This is a genomic window from Priestia sp. P5_B4, from assembly GCF_056400385.1.
In genome coordinates this window covers 21,203-32,014 of record NZ_JBFULJ010000019.1, presented here as the reverse complement: position 1 = coordinate 32,014, position 10,812 = coordinate 21,203, and the positions used below count along the sequence as shown (strand labels likewise).

Sequence of the window (10,812 nt, the reverse complement as noted above, 5' to 3'; positions counted from 1 at the left end):
GAACCAGAGAATACGGAAGTATTAGCTGTTCTTGCTGACTTAGAAGGTCAGCAAGAGCAGCTAAAAGCAAAGAGCGAAAAGATATCTAAAGAGCTTGCACATTTATAGAGTGAGATGAAAGAAGTTCCTATAAAAGGAACTTCTTTTTATGTTTTATCATAAACAATCTATTGTGAGAGAAAGAGAACCTTATATAACGGAACGTAAACGTTATGGAGAGGTTTTGTTTTAGATACATATAGAGGAGAAGAAATGCGATAAGAGATTATGTAAAAATGGGAAAAGGAAGAACGGTTATTCGCTCTTCCTCCAGCCGTATTGCTTATGATAGTGATTTAGAAACGTCCGCCGCCAAGTTGCTGTTCAGCCATTTGCACAAGACGTTTTGTGATTTCGCCGCCTACTGAGCCGTTTGCGCGTGCAGTTGTGTCAGGACCAAGAGTTACGCCAAATTCACTAGCGATCTCATATTTCATTTGATCGATTGCTTGTTGAGCACCGTGTACTGCTAATTCGTTGCTGCTCTTATTTCTGCTGTTTGCCATCATAATCAACTCCTWTTATAAGGTTAAGATTATGATTTGATTAATAGATAGTTTTTATACATAAAATAAAAAAATTTTTTCAGGGACTTATAGAATATGCTTATTGGAATAAAGAACCAAAAGTTTCCGCTAGGTAACGGAAAATAATTATGTGTAGAAAGAGAGAGGGGGCAAGTAAAATAGAACACAAATAAGTAAGCGGTTACAAAACGATTAAGATAGAAGGAGAATTTTAATATTCCTATTCTATTTAAAAGGAGGAGATTTGCTATGTATCAAAGGTTAAAAAAGTCTGTACTATTGGCTATTACATTGAGTTTAGCAATTGGCATTGTACTCTCTTATGAGAAAGCAGCGCTGGCGAAGCAGACGCACGAAAAATCTACATCCTATCGTACAGTGACAGAGATTTATGACTGGGGAGCGGCGATCACAAAAATTATTATTGACTTAGGTGAACCTGTTCCAACCAATTCACTTACAAAAGAAACGTTTAAGGTGCATGTGGCTCGAAGTGATAGTCGATTAGAACCGTCTTTATTGGAACAAGGAGGTCGTACAGTAAAAAAAGCCTATGTATCCGATAAAGATGGACAACCAGCCGTACATACTGGAAAATATGCAGTTTTAGAAATGGAAGTTGGAGCAGCTGTTTCATTAGGAGCACCACTAAATTACGATGAATATGGTACAGGGTTAAATGCATGGATAGACAGTCAATATACCATTACTCAGCAAAAAGACATGATAACAAATAAAGGAAAGTTGTCAGGGCTTGTAGTGAAACAGTTTGCGGGAGAGAAAAAAGAACTCGTAGATGATTTTACAATTAAAAAAGGTATATATCAAGATATAGAATTAGCATACGCAAGTCATGCACCGGCAAAGGATAAGAAAAAGAATCCATTAATCATTTGGCTACATGGTGGAGGAGAGGGAGGAACAGATGCAACAATTCCCTTATCTGCCAATAAAGCTGTTAGTTTTATCACAAAAGAAACTCAGGCTTATTTTGAAGGTGCCTACGTTTTAGTACCGCAAGCGCCAACAAAATGGATGGATGGTTATACGAGTAAAGCGGATGGAACTTCTATTTATAAAGAATCACTGATAGCCTTAATTGAAGAATATGTTTCTAAAAATCCTGATATTGATTCCAATAGAATCTATATCGGAGGAGCATCTAATGGCGGATATATGACTATGCTTATGATTCGTGATTATCCAAAATACTTTGCAGCAGCATTTCCAGTATGTGAAGGACTAAATGATAGATTAATTACGAATCAAGATATTGAAAAGATGAAAGAAACACCTATTTGGTTCGTAGCCGCCAAGAATGATACGGTCCTTCCGCCAACAATTAACACTCTTCCAACTTATGAACGTTTGGTGAAAAGCCATGCAAATAATGTTTATTTATCACTATTTGAGGATGTCCATGACACCACAGGCTTGTATAAAAATAACGATGGTTCGCCCTATCAGTATAATGGACATTCATCTTGGATATATCTGTATAATAATGAGCCCAACGCTAAAATAAACGGAAGCACAACAAGCATAATGGAATGGATGAGCAAACAATCGTTGAAAAATTAATCATTTTAAAAAAAGCTGTTGCACATTGAACAGCTTTTTTATTTCTCTTTTAAAACGAAAGATTGTATCTAAAATAAACGATTGAATACTTTCGTGATAAAATAAGGAAAGAGATCACGAAGAAAGGAACAGTGAAAGTGAAACCAACCATTTACGATGTTGCGAAAAAAGCAGGGGTATCAATAGCCACTGTATCCAAAGTAATCAATCAAACAGGCCGTATTAGTGAAAAAACGATAAAAAAAGTGAATGAAGTAATGATGGAATTAGATTATCAGCCTAGCAGTGTTGCAGCGGCGTTAACAGGAAAAAAGACGTACACGATCGGTGTTCTAGTTCCTGATATCTCGAATCCTTTTTTTGCAGAGGTAGCAAGAGCTTTTGAAAATAGTGCTAGAGCAGCGGGATACACGCTTTTTTTATGCAGTACAGATCATCAAACTGCGCGCGAACATGAATATATAGATCTTTTATTTAAAAAACAAGTAGATGGAATCATTATCGCAACCGAACTAAATGATACGAAGCTCGTAAAGAAGATCGTGAAGCATGATGTACCGCTTGTATTGTTTTCAGTTGACCATCCTTCTATTTCAACGCATGTAGTGACAATTGATAACGTTCGCGGAGGATATATCGCAGGTACGTATTTAATAGAAAAAGGTCATCAATCGGTAACAATTATGACTGAAAAAGATAGAAAAAGCAGTGAGGGACGATTAGCGGGATTTAAACAAGCGCTCACAGAAGCAAATTTATCACTAGAAAATCAATCCATTATCAGCTGTTATTCAACAGTAGAAGATAGCAGGAGAGCAAGTAAACAGCTGCTTTCCTTACCTAATAGGCCAACAGCAGTCTTTGCATGTACAGATCTAATTGGGGTATCGCTCATAAACGAGGCAAGAAAGCAGGGGCTTTCGATCCCGGGAGATCTGTCGGTAATTGGATTCGATAATACGATTTATGCTGATATTGCTGAGCCGGGTTTGACAACGATTGAACAACCCATTTCTCAGATGGCTACTAGTACGTTTGAACAGCTGTTAAAGTCTATGAAAAAAGAAGAGCATGCGAAACAGCGAGTAACGATTATTCCCGAACTAGTAGAACGTGCGTCGGTAAAAAAGTTATAAAATAGAGAAGATAAAAAAGCTACAGGTGTTGAGACACCTGCAGCTTTTTCTTCTTAAGCATATTTATAGAGAGACCGGACTTTTGACTTCGTTTATTGTTTCGCCTTTAATAGTTGTCTCTGTTGGAATCGTAAGGAAACCAGTTAGAAAAGCACCAAAGAAGTATAAGCAAGCAAAGATCCAAATTACGCCGCCCGTGCCCAAAAGACCAATAAAAACGGTCACAATTAAAGGACCTACAAAAGCAGAAAGTCCAGATCCTAAGTTCAACACAGACATTGCAGCTCCTTTATTCTCCGGAGCTAAAGAAGGCACTAACGCTGTAAGAGGGACATAACCTGCTAGCGTTGCACCGTAACAGCATGCGACAATCATCATTACCCAATAATTATGTCCGACGAATTGCGGTACATAGTAGAGAGCAAGTGTTACAATTCCGCATCCAACTCCGCCAAACCATTTGATTGTATTTACCCAGCCAAACTTATCTCCAACAATACCAAAAATAATATTAAAAGCCATATTCACAAAAAACAATGTACCCCAGATTTGCAACCATTCACTCATCGTAAAATCATGTTTCATCATATATGTTGGCAAGAAAACAACAAATCCAAATTGAGCAGCAGAGTTAATAATCTTTACGATACCGCCGATTCCTACTTTAGGGTTCTCAAATGCAATTGTAATCCCTTTCATTAATTCTTTTGTTTTATTATCGTTTACTTTTTGTACGGTAAACTTGTCTTTATTCATAATAATCGAAAAGATTCCACCGATCAAAACAAAAAGTAAACCACTCCATAAGGTAGCGATTTCTCCGATTTTTGGAACCATATAACTTGAGTAAAAGGCTCCGATTACGCTTAATCCGAGCTGGAAGACAAACCAAAACCAGCCTACTGCTTTTGAAAGCATTTCCTGGGGCGTGCGGTAAGACACCCAGACCAAGAATGAGTAAGCAAATAAAGGGTAACCAAATCCTCTAAGAGCATAACAAATTAGTATAATGGTGTAATTCATAATATGAAGTCCTAAACCTATAAATCCAATTGAACCAATAATAAAGGATATCAAGCCGAATGCCATTGCTTTTCTAGGACCCCACAGTTGAACCAGTACGCCGGAGAACCAGGAAGAAACAGAGACCGTAATGCCGTAAACAGTAAACAGTAAAGCAGCATGTTCAATGGTTAAACCTCGTTCTACAAGATAAGGAGATAACCATCCTTGTTCTAAACCATCGCCAATCATAAAAACAATAATACCTATGTATCCCCACGTTAAATGAGAAGGGATCCCAATCCTGTCTAAAGCCGTTTTTCTGGAAATAAATTCATTCATTTTCCACACCACCAGATCGATTATTTTGTGTAAAACATCAAACTAATTTGGTTAAGCGCTTAATCTATTTGATAAAAAGTATACGCTTACATTTTTTGAACGTCAATTAAAATTTTAAATATATATAATTTTCAATTAAATTATTTCGATCATAAAAATATTAGTATGTAAGTCAATAATCATTGAATTCATGATAAAAATACTTGAATATAGAGAATTTCTTTATGTTTCATCGATAAATAGATAAAAAATAAAAATAGTTTTTTATAGTGTGCATTTAGAATGTTAAAAAACAAATATTCTAAATAATCTATAAAAACTGTTTGCATTTCAGAAAACGTTATGTATAATTGGAATCAGGAAAGCGCTTAACCTGTATAAAGGTTTGAGCGAATGTTTTCTTAACTTTTAATTAAAGGGGAAAATAAGATGGGGATTCTTACAATTGGAATAATTGGTGCTGGACGCATAGGGAAATTACACGTTGATAATTTAAAATTAATGCCGCAAATAAAAATTAAAGCGGTTTCAGATGTGGTAGTAGACCATTTACATGAATGGGCTGCAAGTAAAGAAATTTCGACGTTAACAACAAATTATCAAGATTTATTAGCTGATCCAGAAATTGATGCCGTATTCATTTGTTCGCCAACGAATACGCACGCATCGATTATTAAAGAAGCAGCTCGAGCGAAAAAGCATATTTTCTGTGAAAAGCCCGTTAGTTTTTCAGTAGAAGAAACATTCCAAGCGTTAGAAGTAGTAAAAGAACATGGCGTGCAGCTTCAAGTTGGCTTTAACCGACGCTTTGATCCCAACTTTAAAAAAGTGCATGATCTTGTACAGCAAGGAGAAGTAGGACAGCCGCACATTTTAAAAATCACCTCCAGAGATCCTCAGCCTCCGAGTCCCGAATACGTTCGCGCTTCAGGAGGATTGTTCATGGATATGATGATTCATGATTTTGATATGGCTCGTTATGTAATGGACAGTGAAGTAATTGAAGTATCGGCTTACGGCACGACGCTCATCGATCCTGCTATTGAAGAAGCAGGGGATATAGATACAGCAATTGTGTCATTAAAATTTGCAAATGGAGCTTTAGGTGTAATCGATAACAGTCGTCAAGCTGTCTACGGTTACGATCAGCGCCTTGAAGTTTTTGGTGAAAAAGGTGCAGCTGCCGCTGACAATTGCCGTCCTACTACAGTAGAAATATCAACAGGCGAAAGCGTAGTCAAAGAGAAGCCGCTGTATTTCTTTCTTGAGCGCTATACACAAGCGTACATAGCGGAAGTGACACAGTTTGCAAGAGCAATTATGGAAAAGCAAAGCGTTATTTGTACAGGGAACGATGGGTTACAAGCAGAACGGATTGCTAAAGCAGCAAAAGAATCTTTACTATCCGGGCAGCCAGTGAAGATTGAACATAAAAAATACGCAGTGAATTAATGACAGTAAACGTGGGGATGAAAGAAATTGGTCTTTCTACCCTTTTAGGAAAGCGCTTAACTAAGGAGGAATAAAGATGAATCCGCTTGTTTTTAAAGAAAATCGTGGGTTAGATTTCATCGCTGTTGGCCGTTTATGTATTGATTTAAATGCAAATGAAACACAGCGTCCAATGGAAGAGACTAAAACATTTACTAAATATGTCGGAGGCTCTCCGGCTAATATTGCGATTGGAGCAGCAAGGCTAGGCTTAAAAACCGGTTTTATCGGAAAAGTATCAGATGATCAAATGGGACGCTTCATTATGGATTATCTGCAAAAAAATAAGATTAATACAGATAGCATTGTTGTTGATAAAACGGGGGCCGTAACGGGGCTTGCTTTTACGGAAATCAAGAGCCCTACAGATTGCAGCATCTTAATGTATCGTGATAACGTAGCGGATTTAAAGCTAAGTCCTACAGAAGTATCCGAAGAATATATCAAACAGTCAAAGGCACTTTTAATATCTGGAACAGCTCTTGCGCAAAGTCCTTCTCGTGAAGCAGTGTTTTTAGCACTAGAACACGCACGCAAGCATGAAGTTGTAGTGTTTTTTGATATCGACTATCGTCCATATACATGGGAATCGGAAGCTGAAACGGCAGTCTATTTTAATTTAGCCGCTGAAAAATCAGATGTAATTATTGGTACGCGAGAAGAGTTTGACATGATGGAAAAACTTTTAAATTATAAAGAATCTAATGATCAAGTAACAGCAGAGCGCTGGTTTTCTCACCATGCTCAAATCGTCGTGATTAAGCACGGTGGAGAAGGGTCTATTGCCTATACAAGAGATGGTAAATCTCACCGCGGAGGAATATTTAAAACAAAAGTTCTGAAAACGTTTGGCGCTGGTGATTCATATGCTTCAGCCTTTATTTACGGATTGATGCAAGGGATGGAAATTCCACAGGCAATGCGATTGGGGGGTGCCTCCGCTTCGATTGTAATTTCAAAACACAGCTGTTCAGATGCTATGCCGACAAGCGTTGAGCTCTTCAACTTTATGGAGACAGCAACGGAAGTTTTGCAGGAAGTTTAATAAACAAAGGGAAAATCTTGAGAGATTAAAGGAATAGCAACTTATTAAAATGAGATAAAGGGAGAGATATTCTATGACACAGACAGCAGTGAAAACAGTAAAAAACTATATTGGTGGACAATGGATTGAATCAGCTACATCAAAAACGGAACCTGTGTATAACCCAGCGACAGGTGAATTAATCGCACAGGTACCTCTTTCTACAAAAGAAGACGTAGATCAAGCGGTGCAAGCAGCAAATGAAGCGTTCAAAGGGTGGGCAAAAACAGCCGTGCCTAAACGTGCAAGAATTTTATTCAAGTATCAGCAGCTATTAGTAGATAACTGGGATGAATTAGCAAAGTTAGTGACGGTTGAAAACGGAAAAAGCTTTAACGAAGCGCGAGGCGAAGTGCAGCGTGGTATTGAATGTGTAGAATTTGCGGCGGGTGCTCCTACGTTAATGATGGGGAAACAGCTTCCTGATATTGCAACAGACATTGAGTCTGGCATGTACCGCTACCCAATTGGTGTCATTGGGGGAATTACGCCGTTTAATTTTCCAATGATGGTTCCTTGCTGGATGTTCCCGCTTGCGATCGCTTGCGGCAATACATTTGTGTTAAAGCCTTCTGAACGTACACCGCTTTTAGCTGCAAGATTAGCTGAGCTGTTTGAAGAAGCTGGTTTGCCAAAAGGTGTATTAAACATTGTAAACGGCGCGCATGATGTGGTAAACGGTCTTCTTGAACATAAGTTAGTGAAAGCTATTTCGTTTGTAGGTTCCCAGCCTGTAGCTGAGTACGTGTACAAAAAAGGTACGGAAAACTTAAAGCGTGTTCAAGCTTTAGCCGGTGCTAAAAACCATTCAATTGTATTAAAGGATGCAGATTTGAACGTAGCAACAAAACAAATTATCGGAGCCGCTTTTGGTTCAGCAGGTGAACGTTGTATGGCAGCATCTGTTGTTACTGTACAAGAAGAAATTGCGGATCAGCTAATTGAAAGATTAGTAGAGGAAGCAAATGATATTGTAATTGGCGACGGCTTAGAAGAAAATGTCTTCTTAGGACCAGTTATTCGTGAAAATCATAAAGAGCGTACGCTCAGCTATATTGAATCAGGCGTGCAAGAAGGAGCAAAGCTTATTCGTGACGGTCGCACAGATGCAGCAGTAAATGGCAATGGCTACTTTGTCGGACCAACGATTTTTGATCATGTTACGCAAGAAATGAAAATTTGGCAAGATGAAATTTTTGCACCTGTGCTGTCCATTGTACGTGTGAAAACATTAGAAGAAGCTATTGAAGTAGCTAATAACTCTCGATTTGCAAACGGTGCTTGTATTTATACAGATAGCGGCGCAAGTGTACGTGAGTTCCGTGAAAATATTGAATCTGGTATGTTAGGAGTAAATGTAGGGGTACCGGCACCTATGGCATTCTTCCCATTCTCTGGCTGGAAAGATTCTTTTTATGGTGATCTTCATGCAAACGGTACGGATGGCGTGGAGTTTTATACAAGAAAGAAAATGGTAACAACGCGCTGGTAAGTAATTCATTAAAAATCGCATCTCATTTTTAAAGGAAGTATCAGGAATTAAAGATATTCCTTATGCTTCCTTTTTTAAAATCGCAATCTAGTACTAGAAGGGAGAAAGAAGCATGGAAACAGTTAGAATGACGACGGCACAAGCATTAGTGAAGTTTTTAAATCAGCAGTATGTTGAATTTGATAGAAAGCAGCATCAGTTTATTAAAGGGATTTTTACAATTTTCGGGCACGGAAATGTGGTAGGTCTTGGGCAAGCTTTGGAAGAAGATCCAGGAAATCTAGATGTATATCAAGGACGTAATGAACAAGGAATGGCCAATGCAGCGATGGCTTTTGCAAAACAAAAACATCGAAAGCAAATTATGGCTTGCACATCTTCAGTGGGGCCAGGTTCAGCAAATATGGTTACAACGGCAGCCACTGCTTCAGCTAATAATATTCCAATTTTGCTGCTTCCTGGTGATGTATTTGCAACTAGACAGCCGGATCCCGTTTTGCAGCAAATTGAACAGTCATATGATTTATCTATTTCTACAAACGATGCTTTTCGACCAGTGAGTAAGTACTGGGATCGCGTAAGCCGCCCTGAACAATTGATGACAGCTATGATTAATGCGATGCGTGTATTAACGAATCCAGCAGATACGGGAGCTGTAACTATTTGTTTGCCTCAAGATGTGCAGGGGGAAGCATGGGATTTTCCAGCTTATTTCTTTCAAAAGCGCGTTCACCGCATTGAGCGCCGCCTTCCGACTAGGGACAGTCTAGCAGATGCAATTCAATTAATGAAAACAAAGAAAAAGCCAATCATCATTTGTGGAGGAGGCGTTCGGTATTCAGAAGCTGTAAAAGAGTTAAAACAATTTACTAGTGAGTTCCATATTCCATTTGGAGAAACTCAAGCAGGGAAAAGTGCCGTTGAAAGTGACTATCGCTATAATCTGGGCGGAATAGGTGTAACAGGGAACTCAGCTGCTAATACAATCGCTAAAGAAGCAGATTTAGTAATTGGAGTAGGCACTCGATTTACTGATTTTACAACAGCATCTAAACAGCTTTTTCAACATCCCAACGTGCAATTTCTTACCATTAACACGTCTGAATTTCATGCAAATAAACTTGATGCTGTGAAACTTGTAGCTGATGCAAAAGAAGGATTGCTTGCTCTTATGAAAGAGCTAAAATCAATTGGCTATCAGTCTGGTTATACAACAGAAATTGCAAATGCTAAAGACGCATGGGAAACAGAATTAGAGCGTCTGCATAACATACGTTTTACTGGTGCAGATTTTGTTCCGGAAATACAAGGTCATTTAGATGAAAGCTTAGCTGAATATGTAGAATCACTTGGTACTCAATTAACGCAAACCGAAGTAATTGGAGAGGTGAATAAGCTCCTTGATGACAACTCCGTCATTGTTGGTGCAGCAGGAAGTCTTCCAGGCGACTTACAGAGAATGTGGAAGTCTACTAAACCTAATACCTATCATATGGAATATGGATATTCATGTATGGGATATGAAGTATCAGGCGCACTTGGAGTTAAGCTGGCAGAACCAGCTAAGGAAGTGTATGCGATGGTTGGAGATGGAAGCTATCAAATGCTTCATTCAGAGCTTATTACAAGCCTTCAAGAAAGAAAAAAGATAAACATTTTACTGTTTGATAACTCAGGCTTCGGGTGCATTAATAACCTTCAAATGTCAAACGGTATGGGGAGCTTTGGCACAGAGTTTCGTTATCGAAACGATGAAACAGGAAAACTAAACGGAAACGTGATGAAAATTGATTTTGCAGCCAGCGCCGCAGGCTACGGTGTAAAAACGTATCGCGTAAGTTCTCTTGAAGAATTAAAAACGGCGATAGAAGATGCACAAAAACAAGAGGTTTCTACGCTAATTGATATTAAAGTACTGCCAAAAACTATGACGAACGGTTATGAATCATGGTGGCATGTAGGAGTAGCAGAGGTATCTAAAAATCAGCATGTACAGGAAGCTTATGAAGAWAAGGTGAAAAACCTTGAAATGGCAAGAGTTTATTAAGGAGCAGGAGAAAATGAGGTTGTTGAAGAGAAACATTCGATAAATATAAAAGAGGTTTTAATTTCATATAA

At 38.4% G+C, this 10,812-nt stretch carries 8 protein-coding genes; 6 read left to right on the top strand and 2 right to left on the bottom strand.

Annotation, left to right across the window (positions count from 1 at the left end; translation table 11 throughout):
* Positions 1-335 precede the first annotated feature (335 nt).
* Positions 336-545, bottom strand: coding sequence for an alpha/beta-type small acid-soluble spore protein (locus AC1DRF_RS04520; RefSeq protein ID WP_016762907.1), 210 nt, complete (start codon positions 543-545; stop codon positions 336-338).
* 270 nt (positions 546-815) lie between these two features.
* Here AC1DRF_RS04520 and AC1DRF_RS04515 point away from each other — a divergent pair, with 270 nt between their 5' ends.
* Positions 816-2,147, top strand: coding sequence for a prolyl oligopeptidase family serine peptidase (locus AC1DRF_RS04515; RefSeq protein ID WP_477740377.1), 1,332 nt, complete (start codon positions 816-818; stop codon positions 2,145-2,147).
* 137 nt (positions 2,148-2,284) lie between these two features.
* Positions 2,285-3,283, top strand: coding sequence for a LacI family DNA-binding transcriptional regulator (locus AC1DRF_RS04510; protein WP_013055218.1), 999 nt, complete (start codon positions 2,285-2,287; stop codon positions 3,281-3,283).
* Positions 3,284-3,346: 63 nt separating this feature from the next.
* Here AC1DRF_RS04510 and AC1DRF_RS04505 read toward each other — a convergent pair whose 3' ends face one another.
* Positions 3,347-4,627: an MFS transporter gene (locus AC1DRF_RS04505; protein ID WP_013055219.1), complete on the bottom strand. Its 1,281-nt coding sequence runs from the start codon at positions 4,625-4,627 to the stop codon at positions 3,347-3,349.
* 429 nt (positions 4,628-5,056) lie between these two features.
* Here AC1DRF_RS04505 and iolG point away from each other — a divergent pair, with 429 nt between their 5' ends.
* The 4 genes from iolG to iolD all read left to right on the top strand — a co-directional run bounded on the left by iolG (position 5,057) and on the right by iolD (position 10,741).
* Complete coding sequence (gene iolG / locus AC1DRF_RS04500) at positions 5,057-6,079, top strand: inositol 2-dehydrogenase (RefSeq protein WP_427076891.1); 1,023 nt, start codon at positions 5,057-5,059, stop codon at positions 6,077-6,079.
* 76 nt (positions 6,080-6,155) lie between these two features.
* The gene (iolC, locus tag AC1DRF_RS04495; protein ID WP_477740376.1) at positions 6,156-7,163 is read left to right on the top strand and encodes a 5-dehydro-2-deoxygluconokinase; all 1,008 of its coding nucleotides are present in this window, start codon (positions 6,156-6,158) and stop codon (positions 7,161-7,163) included.
* A gap of 73 nt (positions 7,164-7,236) precedes the next feature.
* A complete protein-coding gene (locus AC1DRF_RS04490) occupies positions 7,237-8,694 on the top strand; it encodes a CoA-acylating methylmalonate-semialdehyde dehydrogenase (protein ID WP_427076889.1) in 1,458 nt (485 codons plus the stop codon).
* Between the two features lie 112 nt (positions 8,695-8,806).
* Positions 8,807-10,741 carry a 3D-(3,5/4)-trihydroxycyclohexane-1,2-dione acylhydrolase (decyclizing) gene (iolD, locus tag AC1DRF_RS04485; RefSeq protein WP_477740375.1) on the top strand — a complete coding sequence of 645 codons (1,935 nt, stop codon included), beginning with the start codon at positions 8,807-8,809 and terminating at the stop codon, positions 10,739-10,741.
* Positions 10,742-10,812: the final 71 nt, after the last annotated feature.

Bases quoted from the DNA above. Each gene is read 5' to 3' on its own strand.
- AC1DRF_RS04520 (WP_016762907.1), bottom strand. From the start codon at position 545: ATGGCAAACAGCAGAAATAAGAGCAGCAACGAATTAGCAGTACACGGT.
- AC1DRF_RS04515 (WP_477740377.1), top strand. From the start codon at position 816: ATGTATCAAAGGTTAAAAAAGTCTGTACTATTGGCTATTACATTGAGT.
- AC1DRF_RS04505 (WP_013055219.1), bottom strand. From the start codon at position 4,627: ATGAATGAATTTATTTCCAGAAAAACGGCTTTAGACAGGATTGGGATC.
- iolG (WP_427076891.1), top strand. From the start codon at position 5,057: ATGGGGATTCTTACAATTGGAATAATTGGTGCTGGACGCATAGGGAAA.
- iolC (WP_477740376.1), top strand. From the start codon at position 6,156: ATGAATCCGCTTGTTTTTAAAGAAAATCGTGGGTTAGATTTCATCGCT.
- AC1DRF_RS04490 (WP_427076889.1), top strand. From the start codon at position 7,237: ATGACACAGACAGCAGTGAAAACAGTAAAAAACTATATTGGTGGACAA.